The sequence below is a fragment of the Streptomyces griseochromogenes genome (genome assembly GCF_001542625.1).
Classification (GTDB): Bacteria; Actinomycetota; Actinomycetes; order Streptomycetales; family Streptomycetaceae; genus Streptomyces; species Streptomyces griseochromogenes.
In genome coordinates, this window is sequence record NZ_CP016279.1 from 254,084 (window position 1) to 276,906 (window position 22,823).

The following is a 22,823-nucleotide window of genomic DNA, read 5'->3' on the forward strand; positions in this document are numbered from 1 at the left end:
GGCGGACCGCCTTACGCCGGTGCCTGGGCGCGCACCATGAGCGTGCCCAGGTTTCCCGGTTCCGGAGCCTTGAGGACCTGGGCGTCGATGTCGGTGAAGCCGTGCCGCGCGAGGATGTCCGCCCACATCTCAGGGGTGTACTGCCAGCGAAGTACGGTCAGCTCGTGCTCACGGCCTTCGAGCCACTTGCCCCGCATCTGCTGAGGGCCGTGAGAACCAGCGACCGGTTCGGCCTGCGAGAACGCGAAGACCCCGCCGGGAGCCAGGCGCTTGAGGACATGCGGAAACAGGTCTTCGGGGTCCGTGAACCACACGGCCCCCCATACCGAATAGATCGCGTCGTACTCCGCAGGCGTCGACGAGAGGTAGGCGCAGGCCTCGCCCTGAAGGAAGGACAGGCCGGGCGTGTCCTTCCACCAGGCGCGGGCGCGTTCGACCTGGACGGAGGAGAAGTCGACGCCGGTTACCTCAACACCCTTGCGGGCCAGGTGGGCGGCTTCCTTTCCCTCCGCCGGCCCGAGCTCCAGTGCGCGGCGGGGCCGGCCGAGGACCTCGGCTCCGGGGCCGTGCCTGGTGTACTGCGTCCAGTCGAACCGGTCGGCCTGCGGGGCCGGCTGGGGGCCCTCGCCCTTGAAGGGCTTGTACTTGTCCCAGTACTCGGCCGGTGTCATGGGCGCGTGGGGCATGAAGTTCCTCGGGAGGGTGGAGTGACCGGTGTCCCTTGAGCCGGATACCGTACCGGCGCTCCCTCCCGCACGTGAGCGAATGACGCCACGGCGTGGGCGACACCTCCCAGGCCGTCCCTCCCTTGCTCAAGGGGAGGAAGTCCGCAGGCCGTCCCGCCCCGGTGGCCGGACGTGAGAGTGGAGCCACCGGGCGAGAGTCCGCTCAGTTCCGTGTGGTGCGGCAGTGGGGGCAGCGACATGGGGGCCAGGTGAGCGAGTCCACGAGGCGTTCCGGGTCGGGGTTGGCCGTGATGGTGTGACGGCTCGACCGTCCGAGGTGCTTGCCGTCGGGGGTGAGCCGGTAGATGTGGATCGTCAGGCGGGATTCGCCCGGCTGGGGCGGGGTTCCGGCGTTCACCGCGTGCCTCGGGTAGCCGACGCGTGGCAGGCGCAGGGGCAGCGACGCATCAGCAGCAGGCCCACGCTGCCGGGCAACGGCAGGTCCGCCGTCTGACGGCAGGCGTCGTGCAGGTCCTCGTAGCCGGGGCGGAAGGCGAGCGCGCACTCGGCCGACAGCCAGGATGTTTCCGCGCTGCTCCTCGTCCCCTGTGGCCGCTTCATGGTTGCGCCCATCACGCCACCGCCTCGGCGCCGACCACGTGCTGGTCGATATCGATACCGAAGTCGGCCGCGAGGACCAGGGCCAGCCGCCGCCGACTCTGTCGTGCCGCCCGCTCGCGCTCGTCTTCGAGGAGGTACGGGCGGACGATCGCGTTCGCACTGCCGTCGAGCGGCGTGTCCAGTCCGTACGGCGAGCGGTGAGTCGGGGGCCATGGTGCGGCGGTACGGGGTGCCTCGGGCCTGTGCGCGGGGGCCGGTACGGCGGCGGGGCGGGACTCGGCCCGGCGCCTGCCGGTACCGGGGACGAACAGGCCCAGTGCCCACCGCAGTAACGCGTGGATAATGCTCACTGTCATCAGCTCCTCAGTAGCTGTGGCCAAGCCCCGGGAGGTCCCACAACCTCGCCGGGGTGTTGCTTTTCCGCAGCGTAGATTAGGTGTACTACCCCCGTCTAGCCTCTGGGGTAGCTATGGCAGGTACACGCTCGCCGCCTACTGTCTCGGTCATGACCATTGACCGGGAAGGGCCAGTCCCGCCGTACCGCCAGATTGCCGAGAACCTGCGCGCCCGCATCGCGAACGGCACCATCCCGCCCGGCCGCCGCATCCCAAGCCTTGTGGCACTGGAAGCCGAATTCGGCGTAGCACGCGACACCTTGCGCAAAGCGGTGAAGGTGTTGAAGGACGAGGGGCTCGTGGAAACGGTGACGGGCATGGGCGTGTATGTGGTGGACAACCACTCTGAGGACCAGGCCGGCAGCGGCATGGTGTGACCCCTTCGAATCGTCCGCATGGGTGAAGGCGCGGCGGCCGGTCCAGCACCACAGCAGGGGCGCGCCGAGTGCTCACATGTCAGCCTCGGGGTGGCCCATGCGTGTTCTCGACCTGGATGGGCGTGGGGAACGTTCAGGATGCGCCGCTGAACGCTATCCTCGGCGGCCCTGAGATGGATGAGGCCAACGCGATCATCCGGCGGGGGCGGATCTCAACGTCTCCCGCAGTTGTGGCCCCGACAGCCCCTGCGGACCGGACAACGACAGCGGCGGCGGTGGCGGCGACGAAAGCGAGTGCTCTCCGGGCTTCCCTGGTAGTTCGTGCTCCCCGAGGAACTGATAGGCACATGGACACCGACCTACTCGGATCCGCAATCCAACCTGTGATCCGGGAGCACACGGGCCCGGTGGCGGAGATCCGGCGCACCGCACACGGGGCCAGCTCGGACCTTACGGCCATTGTCGAGTGCGAGAACGGCCCCTTCTTCATCAAGGCTGTCCGTAATCGGCCCGGCGGCCGGCGGGACTCCCTCATCAGGGAACGGGCAACCTGCTCGTAGGAGAGCGCCGCGTGTGGGCCGTGGATTGGGCGTGGCCGACCATGGGAGCCGGGTTCATCGATCCTGCCCTTCTGGTCGTTCAGCTGATCGCGGCCGGCCACACCCCGGCCGGCGCGGAGAAGTGGGCTTCCCAGTTGCCCGCGTGGCACAAGGCCGTGCCGGGTGCGATCAACGCCTTCGCCGCGGCCAATCTGCGTATGTGCAGCGCGTTCGCCGAGCGGAAGCCGGATGCGGACTGGTTGAAAGCCATGGTTGAGGCGTGCCAGTCGTGGACCGACCACAGAGGTGTCGGCGCAGCGTAGGCGCCGGGAACGCACAACAACGCAAAGCCGGGGCCTGACCGTCCGGAGCTACTCGGAGGCGTGCATCCCGAGGACCGCGTCGACCCACCGCAGGTAGGCATCCGACCCTGCCACGATGGGCACGGCCACCAACTCCGGGTTCTTCCAGGGGTGGTGCTCCAAGAGGTGGCCCTCCAGCTCGGCGTACCTGTCCATCCGGGTCTTCAGCAGGAGTTGCCACTCCTCACCGGTCCCGAACTCACCCTCATGCCAGAAGGCCGAGATCACGGGGCCGATGATCTGTGCACCCGCTGCGAGTCGACCCGCGACCACCGATCGGGCCAGCTCTACGGCCTGCTCGCGGGTCTCCGTTGCCGTCGACACTTGCACATGGTCAGCCATGCCGAAGACGTTATCCCCGCGTCTGTTCCTCTTCGTGCCCGATAGGACGCGCACCGAAAAGGGTCGCCGCACAGCACTTCGCCCCGCCGGACGACCGACGGGGCGAAGCAGACCATGGAACTTCTACGCCGGACTTCTACTTGGTGAAGGCCGCGACCCCGTTCGGGGTGCCCAGGCCGGTCGGGCCGTCGTAGCCCTTGCCCGCCTTGCACAGGTAGTTGCTGCAGGACCCGTTGGAGCCGTCGGTGACGTCGTTCAGCTTGTCCGGGTGCGTGTAGGGGTACGACGCCGGAACGTCACCGGAGCCCGGGGCGCCCGCGAGGGCGTAGACGCCGGCGATGAACGGCGCGGAGGCGCTGGTGCCGCCGTACACGTTCCAGCCGCTGGCCTGGTAGGTGTCGTAGACGGCGAGACCGGTGGCCGGGTCGGCGACGGCCGCGACGTCGGCGACGGCGCGCTTGGCGCAGTCGGTGTCCTTCTGCCAGGACGGCTTGGCGTCGTACTTCGAGCAGCCCGAGCCCGCGCCCTCGCCGCCGGCGGACGTGCCCCAGACGGACTCGGAGTAGCCGCGGGTGCTGCTGTCCTTCTTGAGCGAGGTGCCGCCGACGGCGGTCACGTACTGCGAGGCGGCCGGGTACTCGACGCCGTAGCCGCTGTCACCGGAGCTGACGGTGATGGCGACGCCGGGGTGCTTGAAGTACTGGTCGTCCGCGGAGGTGTCGTTGGACTCCTCGGCGCCGCCGTAGCTGTTGGAGACGTACTTGGCGCCCTGCTTGACGGCCTGGTTCACGGCCGCGCCGAGGTCCTCCATGCTGGCGGACTTGGCCTCGACGAGCAGGATCTTGCACTGCGGGCAGGCCGCGCTGACCATGTCCACGTCCAGGGAGATCTCGCCCGCCCAACCGGCGTCGGGAGCCGGGTAGTTGGTGCCGCCGTCCTGGTCGATCTTCTTGAAGCAGCCGTTGCCCGTGCTGCACTCCGGCAGGCCGTACTGGGACCGGTAGGCCGCCAGGTCCTTCTCGGCGTTCGGGTCGTCGTTCGCGTCGACGATCGCGACGGTGGCGTCCTTGCCGCCGTCCTTGGGGAGGTTGTAGGCCTTCTGCAGGTCAGCCGGTCCGAAGCCCTTGGGGGTGTCGTGGCGGCCGAGGGACTTCTGCGCCTTCACGTCGGTACGGACGACCGACTGGCACGCCATGTAGCCGGGCTTGCTCGGCTCCGAACAGAGCCGGTGGGTGTGCACCGTGGAGGCCGCGGACGACGTGGGGGTGGTCGTCGTCGCGAAGGCCGACGACTGGGTGGCGACGGCCAGGCCGCCGGTGATCAGAGCCGCTGCGGACAGGAGCGCGGGCGCGCCGCGACGTATCGAGGTCCTACGGCGATGAGAACGCAATGAACTGCCCTCCGTGGGGGGATGGATGGTTCCTCCACGGCGGCCGGACCGAGTGTCGTGCTGACGAGGGCATGACAATCAGCCCGTTGGGGGTGGCCGTGGGGGAGCCGACTTCCGGGCATGCTGTTGGTTGTTGCCACCCCGGTCAGTGGTGGCTACTGATGAGGCTATTGACAACTTCTCCGTCGGAATAGGGGCCGTTGGTAAAACCTTGCCCTCAACTCCCGGGCGCTCCCGCTACCTTGTGCTGCCATGGAGCTGGAAGCGGGAGCCGTGAACGACCTGATGTCACTGGGCCTGGCGCGCTACGAGGCGCGGGTCTACCTGGCGCTCATCAGGCGTGGTTCGTATACGGCCGCCGAGGTGTCCCGGGAGGCCGACGTGCCGCGCCAGCGCGTCTACGACGTCCTGGACGCACTCGTACGGCGGCATCTGGCCACCACCCACCCCGGGCGCGTGGCCACGTACTCCGCCGTCACGCCCGAGCTGGCCCTCGCCCGGCTGATGGCGCTGCAACGCGAGTCCCTCGACCGGCTGGAGCGGGTCTCGCAGGGACTGGCCGGTGTCCTGCAGCCGCTCTGGTCCCAGGGGCGCGAACACACCGATCCGCTCGACTACATCGAGATCCTGCGCGACCCGAAGGCCATCGCCGAGCGCTTCGCCGACATCCAGCAGCAGGCGCGGCACGAACTTCTCACCTTCTGCAAGCCGCCGTTCGTCGCGTCCGCCGAGAACACGGAGGGCATAGCCGTGGTCCGCCGGCTCCACCGGGCGGGCGGCACCGTCCGGGCGATCTACCTCGACGACGCCCTCGGCGACCCCGAGACGGTGGAGCACGTGCGGCGCTTCGCCGCCGCGGGGGAGGACGCCCGCTTCGCCCCCGAACTGCCGCTGAAACTCGTCATCGCCGACGCCTCCCTCGTCCTGTGCGACATGCCCGACCCGGTGGCCGGCGCGGGCACCACCACCACACTGTTCATCGAGCACCCGGCTCTCGCGGCCTGCCTGCGGCTGGCCTTCCACACCGTGTGGAAGGACGCCGTGCCCGGGCCGGGCTAGGATCCGGGCCATGGCCCTGACCATGAGCGACGTGGACCGGTTCGAGGCGTCCAGGCCCCGTCTGGAGGCCATCGCCTACCGCCTCCTCGGCTCCGCGAGCGAGGCGGAGGACGCCGTGCAGGAGACGTTCCTGCGCTGGCAGGCCGCCGACGTCGGTCACATCGAGGTTCCCGAGGCATGGCTGACGAAGGTCCTCACCAACCTGTGCCTCAACCAGCTCACCTCGGCCCGGGCACGCCGCGAGACCTATGTGGGCCAGTGGCTGCCCGAGCCGCTGCTCGCCGGGGACCCGATGCTCGGCCCGGCCGACACCGCCGAACAGCGCGAATCGGTCTCGTACGCGGTCCTCGTCCTGCTGGAGCGCCTCACCCCGAACGAGCGGGCGGTGTACGTGCTGCGGGAGGCCTTCGACTACCCGCACCGGGAGATCGCCGAGATCCTCGACATCACCGAGACGGCGAGCCAGCAGATCCTCCACCGGGCGAAGAGGCACGTCGCGGACGGCAGGACCCGCACCGAGGTCGACGAGGCCGCCGCGCGGCGGATCATCGACGAGTTCCTCGCGGCCGCCACCAGCGGGCGGACCGAGCCGCTCGTGCGGCTGCTCACCCAGGACGCCATCGCGATCGGCGACGGCGGCGGCAAGATCCCGGCCCGCGCCAAGGCGTTCGAGGGCGCCCTCGCCGTCGCGACGTTCATGCGTGGCCTGTTCAAGCCGAGCAAGGCCAAGCGCGACCTGACGGGCGGCTCACCCGAGGTCCACGTCATGGCCGCCAACGGCACCCCCGCCGTCGTGGCGGTCCTCGACGGCCGGGTCGTCGGCGTGATGTGCCTGGAGATCACCGCCGAGGGCATCGCGGCGTTCCGCAACCAGGTCAACCCCGACAAGCTCGAACGCGCGAGCCGGCGATGGGCGGCCGCCGACCACGGTGAACCCCTGTTCAAGGCCTTCTGACCACGGCGAGGCGCTTGTGTGAGGTGCTTCACATCGCGTTCCTGTCAGGGAACGGCGGGCCGCCCGGTTCAAGGTGCGAACCCGCTGAAGACAGGAGCATGGAGATGCAGCACCGCATCGTCGTCCTCGGAGCCGGATACACCGGAGCCACCGCCGCCGGGCGTCTCGCCCGGCGGCTGCACCGCGAAGACGTCACCATCACCCTCGTCAACGCCGAGCCGGACTTCGTCGAGCGCGTCCGGATGCACCAGCTCGCGGCCGGCCAGGACCTCAGGCCCCGGCCCTTCGGCGAGATGTTCGCGGGCACCGGTGTCGAACTGAGGCTCGCGAAGGTCACGGGCGTGGACGTCGACCGCAGGACCGTCACCGTCACCGGCGCGGACGGCGGCGCGAACGGCGCCGGGGAGCCGCAGACCGAGGAGCTGGAGTACGACACCCTCGTGTACGCCCTGGGCAGCGCCTGGAACGACCAGGGCGTCCCCGGCACCGCCGAGCACGCCCACGAGATCGCCTCTCGCCCCGGAGCGCTCCGGCTGCGCGAGCGCCTGGCCGGCCTGGACGCCGGACAGTCCGTGGTCGTGGTGGGCGGCGGCCTGACCGGCGTGGAGGCCGCGACCGAGATCGCCGAAGCCCGCCCGGACCTCGACGTCGCCCTCGCCGCCCGCGGCGGACTGGGCGACTGGCTCTCGCCCAAGGGCCGCCGCCACCTGCGGAAGGTCTTCGACAGGCTGGGCATCACCGTGCACGAACACGCCGCCGTCACCGTGGTGGAGAGCGACCGCCTCACCACCGCCGACGGTACGTCCGTCCCGGCCGCGGTCACCGTGTGGACCACCGGCTTCGCCGTCCACCCCCTCGCGAAGGCCACCACCCTGGAGGTCACCGGCACGGGCCGGATCGTGGTCGACCGGACGATGCGCTCGCTCTCGCACCCGGACGTGTACGCAGTCGGCGACGCGGCGAGCGCGATGGGCCCCGGCGACAAGCCGCTGCGGATGTCGTGCGCCTCGGGCGTGCCCACCGCGTGGCAGGCCGCCGACGCCATCGCGGCGCGGCTGACCGGCCACAAGCTCCCGAAGGTGCCGGTGCGCTACTTCAACCAGTGCATCTCGCTGGGCCGCAGGGAAGGCCTGATCCAGTACGTCACCGCCGACGACCGCTCCCTCGGCGCGGCTCTGACCGGACGGGTCGCCGCCGTCTACAAGGAGCTGATCTGCAAGGGCGCGGCCTGGGGTGTCGCCCACCCGACCCTCGCGCCGGCCCGGCGCCGCCGCGTCGTACAGGAGCCGTCCCTGACGGCTCCGGCGGCCCCGGCGGCCTCGACGGTCGAGGAGCCGGCCTGACGCACACGGCGCGACGGGTGCCCCCGATGCGAGGGCACCCGGCCTCCGATACGCCGTTGACTCGGCTGAACGGCCGTGCGACGGTGAGGAAGCGCTCCTCTCGAGGATCACTGGGAACTGGAGGCAAACCGCTGTGACCTTCGGAAACGACGAATCCCGCCAGGCCATGGGTCGCAGTCTGACGCCAGATCAGATCGAGCTTTTCGAGAAGGAGTTCGCCGCGCGGCCGGTGAACCGGCTGATGCAGAACGCCGTCACCCAGACACCGGTGGACGACGTCGCCCTGGACCGCCGGATCCTCACCGGCGCCGACCACTCGGTCTCCCACCACCTGGACGACTGGAAGGCCACCAACCAGAAGCAGAGCGGGCGTTGCTGGCTGTTCGCCGGGCTCAACCTGCTCCGGGTCGGCGCCGCGCGCAAGCTGGGCGTGAAGGACTTCGAGTTCTCCCAGAACTACCTGTTGTTCTGGGACAAGTTCGAGCGGGCGAACCACTTCCTCGAGGCGGTCATCGAGACCTCGGACCGGGACGTGGACGACCGTACGGTGGCGTTTCTGCTGGCGGACCCGATCAGTGACGGCGGGCAGTGGAACATGTTCGTGGCGCTGGTCGCCCGGCACGGCCTGGTACCCAAGTCGGCCATGCCGGAGACCGACAGCTCCTCCGCGACCCGGGCGATGAACCGGGCCCTGAAGACCCTGCTCCGCCAGGGCGCCCGCGACCTGCGTGCGCACGCCGCCGAGGGGGCCGAGGCACAGCGTGAGCGCAAGCGGGAGGTGCTGGCCGCCGTCCACCGCGTCCTCAGCATCCACCTCGGCACGCCTCCGCAGCGGTTCCTGTGGCAGTGGGAGGACAAGGACAAGACGTTCCACCGCGACGGCTGGCTCACCCCGGCCGAGTTCGCCGCCTCGTACGTGCGGCTCCCGCTGGACGAGTACGTCTGCCTGGTGCACGACCCGCGGGAGTCGAGCCCGGTCGGCCGCACCTTCACCGTCGAGTACCTGGGCAACATCGTGGACGCCCCGCCGGTGGTCTATCTCAACGCGCCGGTGGAACTGCTCAAGCGGCTGGCCATGGACACGATCGTCGGCGGCGAACCGGTGTGGTTCGGCTGCGACGTGACCAAGATGATGCGCGCCGACGCCGGCGTCTGGGACGCCGCCCTCTTCGACTACGCGGCCGTCTACGACGCCCCCTTCACCATGGACAAGGCCGCCCGCCTGCTGCACCACGACACGATGATGACCCACGCGATGCTGTTCACCGGCGTCGACGTGGTGGACGGGAGCCCGCGCCGCTGGCGGGTGGAGAACAGCTGGGGCGAGGAGAAGGCCGACAAGGGCTTCTGGACCATGAACGACTCATGGTTCGCCGAGCACGTCTTCGAGATCGCGATCCGCCGCTCCGCGCTCTCCCCGGAACTGGCCGCGGCCCTCGACCAGCCACCGATCGTCCTTCCCGCCTGGGACCCCATGGGAGCCCTTGCGGGCTGAGGACGCCCGGGCTCGGCCTTTGGGGATCACGAACTGCGGCGCGTGCCCGAAACGGACGGCGCTATGCCCGAAGAACTCGCGGCAATGCTGAGTAATGTTCAACTCAACGTTTTCCGCACCGGGTTTGCACGGGAACGGCCGGGGTAGCGCCGAGTGATCCGTTCAACTCGCAACACGACTGAATTCGGCGGATAATCAGCCGTGCGTTGGTAGGATCCGTCGCATGACGACTTCGCAACCTCTGAACAGGACAATATCCACAGATGAGTTGAGCCAGAAGCTGTCGGATCCGGATCGCAGCGTCCGCAACACCGCAGCGCTCGCCATTGGATCGCAGTTCGAGACCGAGCTGGCGGATGTGCTGGTCGAGGCCTTGTGGGCGGAGCTGGACTTCTTTGTGCGGGAGACGATGACCTGGTCGGTCACCCGGCTGGAGGAGGCCACACGGCCCGCGGTGCTCGCCGCCGCCGCTCCGGACCGGTCGTCGGAAGTCCGGGTCCAGGCGTTGCACGTGCTCAGCAAGTTCGCCAACCCCGAGACGGTGGACGCCGTCCTGCCGTACATCACCGACGCGGACGAGGAGGTCGCCCGCAAGGCCCGATGGGCGCTGGGCCGCATCCAGGAGCCCCGGGCGGTACCGCATCTGGTCGCGCTGCTCGGTGCACACGACCTGGAGGTGCGCAACGCCTTGACCAGCGATGTGGCCGCGTTCGGCGCGGCAGCCGTGCCGGCGCTGGTCGAGGCGCTCGGATCCGGCGACGACGTGGTGCGTCGCCATGCCGCGGACATCCTGTGCTACATCGGCCACCCCGACGCGGAGACCGCGGCCGAGGCCCTGGGCGCCGCGGTGGGGGACGCGGAGTCGCAGGTGGCCATGTCCGCGCTGATGGCCCTCGGCGAGCTGAGCGGTGAGGTGGCCCGGCAGAAGATCGAGGCCGCCCGGGAGGCCGAGGATCCCCAAGTCCGCGGCGTGGCCCAGCGCCTGGCCACCCGGAAGCCGCGGCGATCCGCCCTGCGGGCCCGTAAGGCCGGCTGAGCCGGAGAGGGTCACGGTATTCCTGCCTGAACCCCGGACCGGCGTGACCGGTTTTGGATTCTGGTCACCGGTTTCGGACGCGTGACCCACGGACCTCATTCCGGCCAGGATGAAGACGGCTCTTCGAATCCGGAGTTCACCTCCGGATTCACTTGGGGGTCTGTCTTTCATCAAAGGACGGAAGGAAGTCTCATGGGGAACAACGAGGAGTACTTCGTCGACGTCAACGACCTGTCGATCGACGTGTTCGACGTCGTGGAGCAGGGCGGTGCGGTCACGGCGCTTACCGCCGATCACGGCATGCCCGAGGTCGGCGCTTCGACCAACTGCTTCTGCTACATCTGCTGCTCCTGCAGCTCCAACTGACAATAAGTCAGTGAGCGGGTGGATTTCCGGTTTCGGTAAAGCCGCCCAAGGCTGATCAAGCCCGGTCCCGCGGCGCCCATCCGGCGCCGCGGGACTGCGGCGTGCCTCATCCCTTCGCGGCGCGCGGCGGGACCTGTGAACGATCGAGGTGGACACATGATTTCGGCGTCCGGACTGGCCAAGTCCTATACCGTCCGACGTGGTCGGGAACGGGTGCAGGTCGATGCGGTCGCGGACGCGAGCTTCGAGGTCGCCGAGGGAGAGATCGTCTCCTTCCTCGGGCCCAACGGCGCGGGGAAGACCACGACGCTTCGGATGCTCACCACCCTGGCCTCTCCCAGCTCGGGCTCGGCCCAGGTGGCCGGCCATGACGTCGTCGCCCAGCCGCGGGAGGTACGCCGGCGGATCGGTTATGTCTCGCAGGGCGGTTCGGCCGGCGGATTCGCCAAGGCCGGTGACGAGATAGTCGACCGCGCCATGTTGTACGGGCTCGACGCGGCCACCGCCACGCGAAGGGCCCGCGAGCTGCTCGAACGGATGGAGCTCGCCGACGTGTGGACCCGTGTCCCGCGATCGCTGTCCGGTGGGCAGCGCCGACGGCTGGACGTGGTCATGGGCCTCGTGCACCAGCCGCGTCTGCTGTTCCTCGACGAGCCGACGGCCGGTCTCGACCCCCAGGCGCGCGCCAACCTGTGGGATCACATCAGGGGCCTGCGCGAGGAGTACGGCATGACCGTGTTCCTCACGACGCACTACCTCGACGAGGCGGACGCACTGAGCGACCGGGTGATCGTGTTCGATCACGGACGGGTGGTCACGACCGGTACCCCGGACGCGCTGAAGGACCAGATCTCCGGCGACCTGGTCGAGATGGAGGTGGCCGACCCGGAGCAGATGGACGCCGCCGTGCGCGTCCTGGAGAAGTCGGCCGCGGACCGGCCCACGGTGACCGGGCCGCGGGTGGCGGGCCGGGTGCACCGGTCCGGGACCGTGCTTCCCGGCCTCGCCCGCGAACTCGACGCGGCCGGGGTGGAACTGGTGTCGCTCGAGGTGCGCCGTCCGACCTTGGACGACGTGTTCCTCACGCTGACCGGACGCTCCCTGCGGGACTCGCACTGAACGCGCCGAGAAAGGCCTCTTCCATGCTGCATGACACGATGGTCGTGTTCCGGCGTCAGATGCGCATGACCCTGCGCAGCCCGGCCATGGTCCTCACCGGGCTGCTCCAGCCGGTGCTCTACCTGGTGCTGTTCGCCCCGCTGCTGCGGTCGGTCGCCACCCAGGTCGGTTCCACGAACCAGTACACCCTCTTCGTACCCGGCCTTCTCGTCCAACTGGCCGTCTTCGGGGCCGCGTTCACGGGCTACGGCGTGATCGGCGAATGGCGCGACGGCGTGATCGAGGGCGAGCGGGTCACCCCCGCCCCTCGCGCCGCCCTGCTGCTGGGCCGGCTCGGCCGGGACCTCGTCCAACTGCTGGTCCAGATCGTCGTGCTGGTCGCTCTCGCGTACGCCTTCGGGATGGACGCCCCGCCGGCCGAACTCCTCGTCGGCGTGGTCATCACGCTCCTCCTCGGGGTCGCGTGTGCCGCGACGTCGAACGCCATCGCCCTCGGCGCCAAGGACGAGCGCGTCATGGGCAGCGTGGTCAACACCCTGCTCATGCCGGTCATCCTGCTGTCCGGGATCCTGCTGCCGGTCGGGCTGGGGCCGCACTGGCTGCGGGTCACGGCAGGGCTGATGCCGGTCAAGCATGTCGTCGACGCGGTCCGGTCCTGCTTCGCCGGTGATCTGACGACCAGCGGTGTGCTGTGGGGCAGTGGCTGGGCCCTGGTGCTGTGCCTGCTGGGTGTGTGGTTCGGCACCAAAACGTTCCGCGCGGAGGCTTGACGGGCCGTAGCGCGGCGCACGGAACACCGGCCTTTCCCCTGTGCTGAGGCCGGTGTTCGGCATGCCGTCCACCGGGTCGTTCTCCGGTCCCCGCCCTGACCCGGAATCGCGATGATTTCGCAGGTCAGAGCCGTATTGGCGGCGGCCGGCGGCAAGATTCGCACCCCGGGCAGATGCCTCGCGTGGCGTCCTTGCCTAACGGGATCAGGGGTCACTAGAGTCGAAGGCGCTGAAGGATTATCAGATCCCATGATGATCACTGCGCTTGGGTGCGGGGGGAGCCGCACGGCGTACTGAATAGCGTGTTGCCCGCCTGTGCCGAAACGGCAGTCCTGGCGGGCCCGAATCCAGATCAGACGGTCGGCCCACGCGCCGCACTGTGTCGTCGGTCCCGTGGGCGAGAGCTGACCAGGCCAGGTGCCGTCCGCTCCGGCGGGGCGCGAGTTCGAGCATGGGGGTGCTCAGCGACGTGTATGTGCCAATGTCACCTCAGGAGCCGTCCCGCCGCACCGGCCGCGGGGACACCCGATTAACCGGCCGCCGTTTCCAGCAGTAGCCGGCCGCCCAGCCAGGCGGCCCGGCTGACGGTCGATCACACACGTACGGCCCGGTTGAGGGCAAAGCACGGGGGTAACAGGGTGAATCCTGTTGATGGCTGTTCGATCTTCTCTCAAGACATCGCCGTGGACGAGGTCGTCCTCGTCCGAGTGGCTGGACTGAGCCGGTCCGCGCTCAGAGGGTTTCATCACCGTCGTATCGACACTCTGCTGTCCGATCGGGCCGGAGCGACAAGGGAACTGGCCGAGTCCGCCGAACGAGCCGACGCGGCCCTGTTCCAGGACGTCGGTGCGCGCACGGGTGAGGAGCGGGCCGTGCTGGTCGCCGCGCGCCGCGGGGTGCGCCAGGGCGACCTGTCACGGCGGACCGCCCAGCAGGCCGTGCCGGTGATGTCCGACGACGCCGCGGCCGCTTTCCACGCCTGGGCGGGTGCGCGGGACCGGATACGCGACCTGGACGCGCAGCTGGACGACGCCCTCGCGGCGGCCGAGCGCGAGGACGTGGAGCACCTGCGCGGCCTGTGCCTCGACCCGCGGTTCCGTACCGGCCTGAGGGCGACGAGCCAGGACCTGGCCGACACCGCCGGACGCTGGGCCACCGGGCAGACCGGCGCGCCGCAGCGCAAGCGGCTCCTGCGGCTCTCCCGCATGGCGGCCCGCGCCGGCGGCAAGACCAGCCCTTTCAGTTCCTGGATGGTCACGATCCCGGCCCGCTGGGGCCGCCCCGGCGGCGAGGTCGCCGGCGAGCGGCTGCTCGCCGAGCTGGACGGTGCGGTGGTCGGCGTGCTCACCCGAGCCCTGCAGGCCGCGCTGGCGGACCCCGCCCGTCTCGAGGTGCGGGTCAACCCGAGCCTGGTGCCCGTCGAGGGCGGCTGGCTGTTCATCCGGGCCGGGCAGCGGGAACAGGCGGTCCGGGCCGCGGCGCACCCGGCGATCGAGGAGTTGCTGCGTGCCCTGGAGCCCGGGGACACCGAAGCGAGCCTCGCCGCGCGGGTGCCCGGCGGTGGCGCCCTGGTGGCCAAGTGCCTGACCGCCGGGCTGATCGAGCACCGTCTTCCCGTGGCGGACCACCACCCGCGCCCGTGGGCCGCGTGGGCCGCGATCGCCGGCGAGCGGGGCGCGACGGAGCTGTCCGCCCAGCTCGCCGCGCTGGACGCGGCGCTGCACGGCGCGGAGGCGGCCGCGGCCCAGGCCGCCGCCGGACAGGTGGCGCGCCACCTCGGGGTCGGGCTGCCGCCGGTCGAGGTGCACGAGATGTCGGTCGCGACCGGTTGGCCGTACGACCTGCCCGCCCGCCCGGACGGCGCGGCGCTCGACGAACTCGACTGCGCCCGACGGCTGTTGGCGCTCACGGACGTGAAGCTTCCCGCGAAGCTGGCGGCCGCCGAGCACCTGGCGAAGCGGTTCGGCGCCGACTACGACGTACCGCTGACCGTGGCCCTGGACAGCCTCGCCCGGGCGCGCCTGGACGCCGACGACGATGTCGGCCGGATCATCGGGCCGTCGGCACCGCCGTGGGGAGCCGACCTGGCGCGCTGCTCCGGTGCCCTGGTGCGGGAGTTCGGCGGGGCGCTGCCCCGTCTCACCGAGGACGTGCTGACCCTGGCGGCGAAAGGCCCGCTCGCCGTGGCCGAGGTGCGCCGGCTGCTCGACGACTTCCCGCTGACGCATCCGAACCGTTCGGCCACCTTCTATCTGCAGGAGACCTCCGGGGCCGCGGTCCGCAGGGTGGTGAACGTCGTGCACGGCGGGCACGGCCGCGGCCGGGGCCGTCTCGCGGCGCGGGCGGGCATCCCTGTCACGGACCTGGTCGGCACCGTCGACGAGGACGTCGTCGAGATCGGCGGACTGCTCGCGTCGGCGCTGAACTCGAGGGCGGCCACGGCACCGCGGGAGCTGCAGTATCCCGGCGCCACGACCGACAGACCGCGGGAGCAGCGCCTGCCGATGGCGTCGGTGCGTGTCGTGCCCGGCGCGCACGGCCTGCCCGTACTCCGGGACGAGGACGGCCGCGACGTGCGCCTGGTGCACCTGGGCATGGCGGCGGACCTGGCGCTGCCCCCGTTCGCCAAGCTGCTGGAGCAGGTCTTCGGCAGTGCCTATCTGCTCCACCCGAGCATCGCGGCCTTCACCCCCGGAGCACCCGGGCGCGGCGGGGCGCCGCAGTCCGCCACCCCGCGCGTGACACTCGGAGCCACCGCGCTGCAGCGGGCGCGATGGCTGCTGCGCAAGGAGGAGTTCCCCGGCGGGGGCGAGCCGCGCGCATCGCTGCGGGCCTGGCACCAGTGGCTCGCGGCGCACGGTCTGGGCAGCCGCTTCTACCTCCGGGCGTGGAACTCCGCCGACCACGGCGGGGGCCAGAGCAAGGCGCGCAAGCCGGTGTTCATCGATCTCACCAGTCCGCTGCTGTTCGCGGACGCCGAGAAGATGCTCCGGCAGGCCGAGTTCGCCATCGTCGAGGAATGCCTGCCCGATCCCCTGACCGGGACGGGCCATGTGACCGAGTACGCGGTCGAGGTGGGAGTACGACAGTGACGACCTGGGCATCTTGGCATGTGCACCAGCACCACGGTCAGGATCGGCTGCTGGTCGAGGCGGTCGCACCGCTGATCCGGGCCGCTCGTGACGACGGGCTCGCCGACCGGGCGTTCGTCCTGCGGTACTGGGACGGGGGTCCGCACGTGCGGCTGCGGCTGCGCGCGCCGTCCGACGCGGCACTGGCGGCGCTGGAGTCGCGGGTGCCGGCCGAACTGGCGGGCTGGTGCCGGGAGCATCCGTCCGAGCGGACCATGGGAGCCGAGGAGTACGCGCTGCTGCGCGACCGGCTCGGCGACCCCGCCTCGGCCGCCGAACTGGTCCCCGACGGCTCCGTCGTACGGGCCGCCTACGCCCCGGAGTACCAGCGATACGGCCGGGGAGCGGCGTTGGCGGCGTGCGAGGAGCACTTCGACGACAGCACGCGGATCGCCCTGGACGTGCTCGCCCGGGGTCCCGCCCCCTCCGCCCGGGATTCGCTGGTCGTGCTCGTCCTGGCCCGCTTCCTCATGGCGCGCGGCAGCCGGGTCGGCCGTGGCTGGGCCCGGCGCGTCGGGGAGACCGGTCTCCCGGCCTCCGCGCGGCTGGACCTGACCCGGATCGCGGCCCTGCTGGAGCGGCCCCCCTCGCCGGTCGAGCGCTTCGCCCGGTCCCTCGAACAGCTCGAGGACCGGCTGCGCACGGCAGGGGACGGCTACCGCCCGCCGGAGCTCGGGTTCGGTGGCGTGGCGTTCGAGACGGCCGGGGCACAGGACCCCGTCGCGACGCTGGACATCTGCATTCACCTCTTTGCGAACCGGATAGGAGTCACCATGCCCACAGAGCTGACGCTGCGTGCCTCTCTCGCGCAGGCACTGCTCGCCGACACGAAGGCGGACGTGTGACCGGGGCGCGGGAGCGGGCCGTGACGCTCGTCGGCCAGGAGGTCACGGACTGGCAGGGGTTGTTCGCGTACCACGCGGAGGACCGTTGGAACGCCCTGCTGCCGGGGCCGGTCCTGGAATGTGCCGAGCTCGCGGAGACCGCCGGCTGCCGGTTCCGCGTGACCCGCGAATGGCAGCGCGGACCGCATCTGCGCCTGGGGGTGCGCGGTCCCGCCGAAGCGGCGGCCACGGTGCGCGAGCGGATCGACGGGCGCCTGCACGAGGTCCTGCGCTCCAGCCCGTCGACCCGGACCGTGACGCTCGACGCGGTCCGGGACCGGGCGCAGCGGATCGCCGACCGTGCCGGGGTGGAGCTGCGCCAGGACTGGCTGGCGGACAACTCCCTCACCTGGACGGCCGGGGCCCCGGCCGGGACCGGCACTGCCGAAACGGTCATGCAGGGCCTGCTGGAGGACTTCCACTACGCGGCGAGCGTGCCCGCGCTGCGGCTGTTGCGCGCGGCTGAGGGGAATCGGCTCGGCCTGGCCTGCGCCGACCTGATGGCGGTGACCGCCCAGGAGTTCGGCCGGGGCTCCCTGGCCTCGGCGGCGCTGTCCTTCCGGTCGCACGCCGAGGCGTACCTGAACCTGGAGGCCGCGGCGGACGTGCGCACGGCCTGGGACGCCGCCGCCCGCACCTCGGCACCCGCGCTGCGCCGCCGGCTGCTCGCGGTGGCCGCGGGTGCGGACCTGCCCGCCTACGCCCGGGACTGGCTCGCGGCCGTCACCCCGCTGGTCCGGGCCGCGGAGCGGGCCCGGCGTCGCGGCGAACTCGCCCTGCCCACCATGGCCGAGGGCTTCAGCGGCGATCTGACCGAGCGCAGCGCCTTCCACCGTGCGCTGGCCGGATCGGCCTCCTGGGACGAGGTGCGCACCTCCGACTGGTTCGAGATCTACCGCTTCGCGATCAACCTGCTCTACCTCCAGATGTCCCGGCTCGGCGTGGGACCGGCCGGCCGGTACCGGCTGTGCCACCTGGTGGCCACAGCCCTGGACGAACGTGAAGGCAAGACGACTGCCGAGGAAGGCGACTCGTGATCCCAGCGCAAGACATTGCCGCCGACCGGACCGAACGACTGCGGTCGGGAGTGTTCAGTGCCGAGCGCGGCGGGCGTACCCACCTCATGGCCTGGCCGCATCACCTCAGCCTGCCCGCCGGCCGGCAGACGGCCGAGGTCATCGCGCGACTGGCCGACGGCGGGCAGCCGGCAGGCGCGGACGACGAGGTCACCGAGGCGCTGCGGCGCGAAGGCTGGCTCTACGAGGAGTTCGGCGACGATCGCGGGGTCGCGTTCGTGGTGCGGCCGCTGCGCGCCCGCGGTCCCGTACCCGCCGCCGACGGGCGGCTCGACCTCTCCCGGTTCGCGGTCATCCGGGCCGAGGCCGGCGCCCTGATCCTGGAATCCCCCCTGGCCAGTGCCGAGATCACGGTCCATCGGCGGGAGCTGCTGACCGCCGCCCTCGACCCCGCGAGCGATTCGGCGACCGTACCCGGCGGGCTCGCCGCCGCCCTGCGCGAGCAACTGCTCGGCGCCGGTTTCCTGGCCGACCCGGACGGCGAAGAGGCGCGGGAGCTGCGCCACCGCCAGTGGGCGCCGCACGAGTTGCTGTTCCACGACCGCAGCCGGCTCGGCTACCGCGGGTACGTCGGCGACGGGTTCGGCGGCACCTGGTGGGGCCGTGCGGCGGGCTTCGAGCCGGAGCCCGCCGCCCCGCCGCCCTACCCGGGGCCACGGGTCGAGCTCGCCGTACCGGACTTCACGGACCGCCGGGCGGGCGAGGGCTCCTATCTCGACGTCAGCGAGCGGCGCCGGTCCGAGCGGGTGCACGACGACGAGTCCCCGATCTCGCTGGACCAGCTCGGCGAGCTGCTCTACCGCACCGCACGGGTGCGGCGTGTGCACGAGGAGGACGGCGTGGAGTTCGTCAGCTCCCCGCGCCCCTCCGGCGGATCGGTGTACGAGCTGGAGCTGTATCCGGTGGTCACCCGGTGTTCGGGCCTGGACAGCGGCATGTACCACTACGACGCGCACCGGCACGCGCTGGAGCTGGTGCGGCCGGTGAGCGACTACTCGGTGCGCCGCATGCTGCGGGTCGCCTCCCAGGGATCGACCACCGGCGCCGTCCCGCAGGTGCTGCTGGTCGTGGCGGCACGCGTCGGCCGGGTGATGTGGAAGTACGAGGGGATGGGCTACGCGGTCGTGCTGAAGAACACGGGGGTGCTCTACCACGCGCTCGCCGGCACGTGCGGCGCCATGGGACTGGCCGGCTGCCCCCTGGGAACGGACGACGCGGTCGCCTTCACGGAGGCCACCGGCCGTGATCCGCTGGTCGAGTGCAGCGTGGGCCAGTTCATCGTGGGATCCAGCCCGAGGCGGCGCGAGGAGCAGAGCCGATGAGCACGTTGCGGCGGATGAACACCTACACGATCGATCACGAGGGCAGGACCTACGGCCTGTCCGAGTCCGGACCGCTGGAGCTGTCGACCGCGCTGTCCCCCTGGATCCGGCTGGTGTCCTCCTGGGTCGACCGGGGCCAGGACATCGAGCAGGCGGCCGACGGCATGGGCGGCGCCCACGCCCGGCAGGCCCGCCGGGTACGGGACGCGATGGTGTCCGTCGGAGCCCTGCGGCGGTTCGACGCACCCGGTGAGGTGAGGTTCGTAGGCGAAAGCGCGGATCTGGCCCGCGCGGTGGAGCGCAGCGCGCTGACCCTGCCGGCCGTCGTGCTGGGCGCGGGCCCGCTGCACGGCGACTGGTTCGACGAGGTCCGGGCCGAGGCCGCGGGGGGCCGGGCGGGCGTCGTGCTCTTCACCGAGCGCGCCGCGGTCCTCGCCGGGCCGATGGACGCCGAACGACTGGAGGAGGTCGTCACCGGCCTGCGCTGCGGTGACCTCGCCGACGGGAGGCCCGGACCGGAGGTGATCCGGACGGCCGCGGCGCAGCTGGTCCGTCGTGCCGTGCTCGGAACCGGTGACGCCTGGAGCGGTGTCCTGGTCACCCGGGAGGAGACCACTTCCTACCGGGCACTGCCGCACCCGTGGCGGCCCGCGCCACCCGGTCCGGACGCCGGGCCGTTCGACGAGCGGGTGATGGCGGCGATCGACCCGGTGTTCGGCGTCGTACGCGAGATCGCCGAGGACGACCTGCCCCAGGTACCCCGGCACCTGGCGCGGGCCCGGGTGGCCGGACGGGCCACGATCCGGCCACTGGACCTGGAGGTCGTGGCGGACGGCTCGGACTACGCCGAGGCCCGGCGCCGGGCCGTGCTCGCCGCTGTCGCGCGGTACCTGGAGTCGGCCCTGGACCCGCGCGCGGTGGTCGACGCCGCGGGGAAGCCCGTCGTCGGTGACACCGCCGACCTGGGCGTGCTACGCGCCGCGACGGACCGCGTCGCCGCCGGCCCCGGACGCTTTTTCGTGCCCGCCCGCCGGGTGGCCGACGACGTCCCGGTGCTGGTCCCGGTCGACCGGGCGCGGCGCTGTGACGAGAGCGCCGGGCCGGCCCCGGGCACCGCCGCGGCCGAGACGCGGGACGAGGCGCTCGCCGCCGCGCTGCTCGACGTCCTGGAGTCCTGGGCGGTGGGCGCGGCGGGCCCGGTCGCACGCGTGCGTGACGCGGCGGGGATGCCCGCCGAAGTGCGCGAAGCGTGGGACCAGTTGCGGCTGAGCGATCGCGAAGCCTGGCTCGGGGTACTGCCGGACAGCGACGTTCCGACCGCGGTGGCGACCACCGGGCACGGCACCGCATACGCCTGCGGCGTGAGCCACGCCGCGGCGGCGGTCCGCGCGATGGAACGGGCCGTACTCGCCGACCAGGTGCTGATGCACGACCGCGCAGGCCTGGTACCGCGGACCTGGGCTCCGCCCCTGCCGCCGCCGGACCGGGCCGTCGACCTGCCCGTCGCGGCACCGGTCACACCGGCGGACCTGCGCAGCGCCGTGGCGCTGCGCGCACCGGACGCGGCCGTGGCCGAACTCGACCACGATCCCGGCATCGTCCGGCTCGGAATATCGGCAGTGAAAGTGGTGGTGGACTGATGGCGGGGACGCTGACGAACGCCGGGCGCGAACAGGCGGCACGGTCGGGGCTGTTGGCGGGCGGCCTGTCCGGCGCGCTGGCGCACCTGGACGTCGAGGTGCGGGCGAGCGACAGCTGGCGCCTCCCGGCGGACGGGCCGGCCGACCGCCCGTGGCTGAGCGTCCACACGGAGGTCGGTCAGGTGATCGTCGGGCCGCTGACCCGGCCGGGCGTGGCGGGCTGCCCGCACTGCCTCGACCTGCGGCGGCAGCGGGTCGACGCGAGCAGGCCCTGGCTCGCCCGGCTGCGTGAGGAGCACGGCGCCCGACTGGACGGCGACGTACCGCAGTTGCTCGACGAACTCGCCGTCGCGGTGGTGGCGGACACGGCCGCCGCTCTGGTGGCGGACGAGCTGGCCGGCCGGCCGGCGGATCCGTCACAGGTGCGGGAGCCGGCCGGCCAGGACGAGCCGCGCCTGGTGGCGGTGGTCGATCTGGCCACCCTCGAAACGCGCCGCCACCGCTTCCTGCCCGATCCCTTCTGCCCGCAGTGCGGAGCACTCCCCGAGGACTCGGCGGAGCGGGCCCAGCGCGTCCTGCGGCCGGCTGCGAAGATCACGCCGTTCGGGTCACGGACCCGGGACGTCCTGGCCGACTTCGAGGCCGTCCGCGCGATGTACGTGGATCCGTTCAGCGGCCTGATCCGGCGCACCGACCGCGGCGCGGAGGGCGGGCTGGTGATGTCCGGCGCATCGATGCCGCTGCGGTTCGACAACCTCGCCGAGCCCGGTTACGGCCGCAGCCGCGACTACCGGACCAGCGAGCTGACCGCGATCCTCGAAGCCCTGGAGCGCTACGGCGGCGTGGCTCCGGGGGGTCTGCGGACCTCCGTGCGGGGCACGTTCCACGAACTCGCGCCGCACGCCGTGCACCCGGACGTGTTCGGCCGCCACCCCGACGAGAGCTACGACGCCCCGTCCTTCCGCTATCGCAGATTCGACCCCGACCGACCGCTGTGGTGGGTGTGGGCGCACTCGTTCGCCACCGGCGACGCCCGGCTGGTGCCCGAGGCCCTCGCGTACTACTACTGCCACCGGCTGCGCGGCGACGATCCGGTCTCCTACTACGAGGTGTCCAACGGCTGCGCCCTCGGCTCGTCCTGGGAGGAGGCGACGCTGCACGGGCTCATGGAGACGGTCGAGCGCGACGCCTTCCTGTGCACCTGGTACACCCGGACCGTCCCGCCGACGATCGACCTGGACTCCTGTCACGACCCGCGGGTGCCCCTCCAGGCGGGCGCGATCGCTTCGAGCACCGGGTACCGCATCCACGCCTTCGACATCACGACGGACTACGGGATCCCGGCGGTCTGGGTGATGGCCGCGCATCCGGACCGCAAGGGCCCCGCGCTGCTGTGCACCGCGGGTGCGGGCCTGGACCCGGAGCGGGCGCTGTCGAACGCGTTGAACGAGCTCGGTCCGATCCTCAGCGACGTGATCCGGCGCTATCCGGCCGAGGAGGAGCGGGCCGCGCAGATGGTGCGCGATCCGTACAGCGTCGTCACCATGCCGGACCACTCCGCGCTCTACGCACATCCGGAGGCCGCGCACCGGCTCGACTTCCTGTTCGGCGGCCCGACTATCGGTGTCGACGAGGTCGGCGGGCCGGACCGGCTGCGCCCGGACCGCGACGACCTCACGGTGGACCTGCGGGCCGCGGCCGAGCGCGTCGGCGAGGTGCTCGTGGTCGACCAGACCACGCCCGAACACCGGGCCGGCGGCTTCACCTGTGTCAAGGTCCTCGTCCCCGGGGCGGTGCCGATGACCTTCGGTTACCGCAATCGGCGGATCGACGGGCTGCCGCGGCTGCTGAGCCTGCCGCGACGGCTCGGCAGGCTCGACGCGGACCTGTCCCGGGCGCAGCTGAACCCCGACCCCCACCCGTTCCCGTGAGGGCG

Annotated in this window: 21 protein-coding genes; 16 read left to right on the forward strand and 5 right to left on the reverse strand. The window is 71.6% G+C overall.

Features of this window, described 5'->3' with window-relative positions; all coding sequences use genetic code 11:
* Positions 1 to 11: 11 nt before the first annotated feature.
* The 3 genes from AVL59_RS01215 to AVL59_RS01230 form a co-directional block, all read right to left on the reverse strand.
* Positions 12 to 686: a class I SAM-dependent methyltransferase gene (locus AVL59_RS01215; protein WP_067299358.1), complete on the reverse strand. Its 675-nt coding sequence runs from the start codon at positions 684 to 686 to the stop codon at positions 12 to 14.
* 393 nt (positions 687 to 1,079) lie between these two features.
* Positions 1,080 to 1,298 carry a hypothetical protein gene (locus tag AVL59_RS01225; RefSeq protein ID WP_237281409.1) on the reverse strand — a complete coding sequence of 73 codons (219 nt, stop codon included), beginning with the start codon at positions 1,296 to 1,298 and terminating at the stop codon, positions 1,080 to 1,082.
* Positions 1,298 to 1,642 (reverse strand): hypothetical protein, encoded by a 345-nt coding sequence (locus AVL59_RS01230; RefSeq protein ID WP_067299360.1) that lies wholly within the window; start codon positions 1,640 to 1,642, stop codon positions 1,298 to 1,300. The genes AVL59_RS01225 and AVL59_RS01230 overlap by 1 nt, the downstream gene beginning before the upstream one ends.
* Before the next feature lie 149 nt (positions 1,643 to 1,791).
* Here AVL59_RS01230 and AVL59_RS01235 point away from each other — a divergent pair, with 149 nt between their 5' ends.
* Both AVL59_RS01235 and AVL59_RS53845 read left to right on the forward strand, forming a co-directional pair.
* Complete coding sequence (locus tag AVL59_RS01235) at positions 1,792 to 2,058, forward strand: GntR family transcriptional regulator (protein WP_079146470.1); 267 nt, start codon at positions 1,792 to 1,794, stop codon at positions 2,056 to 2,058.
* Positions 2,059 to 2,629: 571 nt separating this feature from the next.
* On the forward strand, positions 2,630 to 2,920 hold the full coding sequence (locus tag AVL59_RS53845; protein ID WP_067299363.1) for a hypothetical protein: 291 nt from the start codon (positions 2,630 to 2,632) through the stop codon (positions 2,918 to 2,920).
* Positions 2,921 to 2,968: 48 nt separating this feature from the next.
* On the opposite strand, the gene cutA is transcribed toward AVL59_RS53845, so the two are convergent.
* Positions 2,969 to 3,301: a divalent-cation tolerance protein CutA gene (gene cutA, locus AVL59_RS01250; protein WP_208870284.1), complete on the reverse strand. Its 333-nt coding sequence runs from the start codon at positions 3,299 to 3,301 to the stop codon at positions 2,969 to 2,971.
* A 136-nt stretch (positions 3,302 to 3,437) separates the two neighbouring features.
* A complete protein-coding gene (locus tag AVL59_RS01255; protein WP_237281410.1) occupies positions 3,438 to 4,691 on the reverse strand; it encodes a S53 family peptidase in 1,254 nt (417 codons plus the stop codon).
* Between the two features lie 252 nt (positions 4,692 to 4,943).
* Between AVL59_RS01255 and AVL59_RS01260 the strand changes: the two genes are divergently transcribed.
* From AVL59_RS01260 to AVL59_RS01325, 14 genes are all read left to right on the forward strand, one after another.
* Entirely contained in the window at positions 4,944 to 5,750 is an 807-nt protein-coding gene (locus tag AVL59_RS01260; RefSeq protein WP_067299364.1) for a TrmB family transcriptional regulator, read from the forward strand.
* A 10-nt stretch (positions 5,751 to 5,760) separates the two neighbouring features.
* Positions 5,761 to 6,705, forward strand: coding sequence for an RNA polymerase sigma-70 factor (locus tag AVL59_RS01265; RefSeq protein ID WP_067299365.1), 945 nt, complete (start codon positions 5,761 to 5,763; stop codon positions 6,703 to 6,705).
* 104 nt (positions 6,706 to 6,809) lie between these two features.
* Positions 6,810 to 8,048, forward strand: coding sequence for an NAD(P)/FAD-dependent oxidoreductase (locus tag AVL59_RS01270; protein ID WP_067316759.1), 1,239 nt, complete (start codon positions 6,810 to 6,812; stop codon positions 8,046 to 8,048).
* Positions 8,049 to 8,181: 133 nt separating this feature from the next.
* Positions 8,182 to 9,543, forward strand: coding sequence for a C1 family peptidase (locus AVL59_RS01275; protein WP_208870285.1), 1,362 nt, complete (start codon positions 8,182 to 8,184; stop codon positions 9,541 to 9,543).
* Between the two features lie 223 nt (positions 9,544 to 9,766).
* Positions 9,767 to 10,579, forward strand: a complete 813-nt coding sequence (locus AVL59_RS01280; RefSeq protein WP_079146471.1) for a HEAT repeat domain-containing protein — start codon at positions 9,767 to 9,769, stop codon at positions 10,577 to 10,579.
* A 192-nt stretch (positions 10,580 to 10,771) separates the two neighbouring features.
* Complete coding sequence (locus tag AVL59_RS01285) at positions 10,772 to 10,945, forward strand: thiomuracin/GE37468 family thiazolyl RiPP peptide (RefSeq protein ID WP_061921845.1); 174 nt, start codon at positions 10,772 to 10,774, stop codon at positions 10,943 to 10,945.
* A gap of 156 nt (positions 10,946 to 11,101) precedes the next feature.
* A complete protein-coding gene (locus AVL59_RS01290) occupies positions 11,102 to 12,064 on the forward strand; it encodes an ATP-binding cassette domain-containing protein (RefSeq protein ID WP_067299366.1) in 963 nt (320 codons plus the stop codon).
* 23 nt (positions 12,065 to 12,087) lie between these two features.
* Entirely contained in the window at positions 12,088 to 12,834 is a 747-nt protein-coding gene (locus tag AVL59_RS01295) for an ABC transporter permease (RefSeq protein WP_067299367.1), read from the forward strand.
* A 683-nt stretch (positions 12,835 to 13,517) separates the two neighbouring features.
* Positions 13,518 to 15,926, forward strand: a complete 2,409-nt coding sequence (locus AVL59_RS51965; RefSeq protein ID WP_067299368.1) for a lantibiotic dehydratase — start codon at positions 13,518 to 13,520, stop codon at positions 15,924 to 15,926.
* The gene (locus AVL59_RS01305; RefSeq protein WP_159399850.1) at positions 15,923 to 16,810 is read left to right on the forward strand and encodes a lantibiotic dehydratase C-terminal domain-containing protein; all 888 of its coding nucleotides are present in this window, start codon (positions 15,923 to 15,925) and stop codon (positions 16,808 to 16,810) included. Before AVL59_RS51965 ends, AVL59_RS01305 begins: the two co-directional genes overlap by 4 nt.
* On the forward strand, positions 16,807 to 17,886 hold the full coding sequence (locus AVL59_RS01310; RefSeq protein WP_067299370.1) for a lantibiotic dehydratase C-terminal domain-containing protein: 1,080 nt from the start codon (positions 16,807 to 16,809) through the stop codon (positions 17,884 to 17,886). Before AVL59_RS01305 ends, AVL59_RS01310 begins: the two co-directional genes overlap by 4 nt.
* Positions 17,883 to 19,247, forward strand: coding sequence for a SagB family peptide dehydrogenase (locus AVL59_RS01315; RefSeq protein WP_067299371.1), 1,365 nt, complete (start codon positions 17,883 to 17,885; stop codon positions 19,245 to 19,247). The genes AVL59_RS01310 and AVL59_RS01315 overlap by 4 nt, the downstream gene beginning before the upstream one ends.
* Entirely contained in the window at positions 19,244 to 20,887 is a 1,644-nt protein-coding gene (locus AVL59_RS01320; protein ID WP_159399851.1) for a hypothetical protein, read from the forward strand. Before AVL59_RS01315 ends, AVL59_RS01320 begins: the two co-directional genes overlap by 4 nt.
* Positions 20,887 to 22,818 (forward strand): TOMM precursor leader peptide-binding protein, encoded by a 1,932-nt coding sequence (locus AVL59_RS01325; protein ID WP_067299373.1) that lies wholly within the window; start codon positions 20,887 to 20,889, stop codon positions 22,816 to 22,818. Before AVL59_RS01320 ends, AVL59_RS01325 begins: the two co-directional genes overlap by 1 nt.
* Positions 22,819 to 22,823: the final 5 nt, after the last annotated feature.

Coding starts and splice junctions, on each gene's coding strand:
- AVL59_RS01270 (WP_067316759.1), top strand. CDS start 6,810: ATGCAGCACCGCATCGTCGTCCTCGGAGCCGGATACACCGGAGCCACC.
- AVL59_RS01215 (WP_067299358.1), bottom strand. CDS start 686: ATGCCCCACGCGCCCATGACACCGGCCGAGTACTGGGACAAGTACAAG.
- cutA (WP_208870284.1), bottom strand. CDS start 3,301: ATGGCTGACCATGTGCAAGTGTCGACGGCAACGGAGACCCGCGAGCAG.
- AVL59_RS01230 (WP_067299360.1), bottom strand. CDS start 1,642: ATGACAGTGAGCATTATCCACGCGTTACTGCGGTGGGCACTGGGCCTG.
- AVL59_RS01290 (WP_067299366.1), top strand. CDS start 11,102: ATGATTTCGGCGTCCGGACTGGCCAAGTCCTATACCGTCCGACGTGGT.
- AVL59_RS01260 (WP_067299364.1), top strand. CDS start 4,944: ATGGAGCTGGAAGCGGGAGCCGTGAACGACCTGATGTCACTGGGCCTG.
- AVL59_RS01325 (WP_067299373.1), top strand. CDS start 20,887: ATGGCGGGGACGCTGACGAACGCCGGGCGCGAACAGGCGGCACGGTCG.
- AVL59_RS01295 (WP_067299367.1), top strand. CDS start 12,088: ATGCTGCATGACACGATGGTCGTGTTCCGGCGTCAGATGCGCATGACC.
- AVL59_RS01235 (WP_079146470.1), top strand. CDS start 1,792: ATGACCATTGACCGGGAAGGGCCAGTCCCGCCGTACCGCCAGATTGCC.
- AVL59_RS01265 (WP_067299365.1), top strand. CDS start 5,761: ATGGCCCTGACCATGAGCGACGTGGACCGGTTCGAGGCGTCCAGGCCC.
- AVL59_RS01320 (WP_159399851.1), top strand. CDS start 19,244: ATGAGCACGTTGCGGCGGATGAACACCTACACGATCGATCACGAGGGC.
- AVL59_RS01225 (WP_237281409.1), bottom strand. CDS start 1,298: ATGGGCGCAACCATGAAGCGGCCACAGGGGACGAGGAGCAGCGCGGAA.
- AVL59_RS01280 (WP_079146471.1), top strand. CDS start 9,767: ATGACGACTTCGCAACCTCTGAACAGGACAATATCCACAGATGAGTTG.
- AVL59_RS01285 (WP_061921845.1), top strand. CDS start 10,772: ATGGGGAACAACGAGGAGTACTTCGTCGACGTCAACGACCTGTCGATC.